The following is a 1,050-nucleotide window of genomic DNA, read 5'->3' on the forward strand; positions in this document are numbered from 1 at the left end:
GGAAGGTCTGAATAATTACCGATATTCGTCAACGCTCACTTGAGCTGATAAAAAATTGCAAATTTAGGCACTATTTTCCCGTTCTTTGTGCATTTTTTGCCCGTTAACCGCTCATTAAGCGGAAAACGGGCGCAATAGCCCTATTCCCACAGGTATTTTTCACTGATCAGCAGGTTGCTGAACGCCGCCAGCAGGTGCAGGCGCTGGGTGTTTTTAGCAAGACCACGATAGCGAACCTTGCCATAACCAAAGACTTGCTTGATGTACCGAAAAGGGTGCTCCACCTTGGCTCGGATGCTGGCTTTGATCTTTTCGACTTTCTGTTGCTTGGCATCCAACTTCTTTCGCGTGCCAGGCCGTCTGGCAATATACCAAGAGACGTCGCAGCGGTGATGGAGCTCGTCTCGCTTTTGAATGCCCAGGTAACCGGCATCACCGAAGACGCGCTGCTCTTCACCGTGAAGCAGCTTATCGGCAGGCACAATGTCATGCACATTAGCAGCCGTGGTGTCGATGCTGTGAATCAACCCAAGTTTGTCGTCGACACCTATGTGCATTTTCATACCAAAGTGCCAGGAGCCACCTTTTTTAGTCTGGTGCATCTCCGGATCGCGCTTGCCATGTTTGTTTTTGGTAGAACTAGGCGCAGAAATGATAGTGGCATCAACAATGCTGCCTTCGCGCAACATTAGGCCGTTTTTCGCCAGGTGTTTGTTCACTTCCTGGAACAGCACCTTGCCAAGGCTGTGTCGTTCTAGAAAATGACGAAACTTGAGAATCGTCGTTTCGTCCGGCAATCGGTCTAGCTTCAAACCGGCGAAATGCCTCATGGACTCGATCTCGTAGAGAGCATCTTCCATTGACGGATCGCTCAAGTTGTAGAACAACTGCATACAGTGAACTCGAAGCATGGCAGACAATGGATACGGAGGCCGCCCGCTCTCGCCCTTGGGGTAATAACGGGCTACCTTCTTCTCCAGCTGCGTCCAGGGGATCAGCTTGTCCATCCGCTCCAGAAAGAGTTCGCGGCGAGTCTTTCGCTTTTTGTTC

1 protein-coding gene is annotated in these 1,050 nt (G+C 50.6%); it reads right to left on the reverse strand.

What is annotated here, in order from left to right; genetic code table 11:
- Positions 1–140 precede the first annotated feature (140 nt).
- Positions 141–1,050, reverse strand: a 910-nt coding sequence (locus tag ACT3XD_RS19610) for an IS5 family transposase (RefSeq protein WP_192539973.1), incomplete at its 5' end; no start/stop codon positions are given.

Origin of the sequence: Halomonas sp. AOP7-B1-5, assembly GCF_052353045.1 — a bacterium.
Lineage (GTDB): Bacteria > Pseudomonadota > Gammaproteobacteria > Pseudomonadales > Halomonadaceae > Vreelandella > Vreelandella colorata.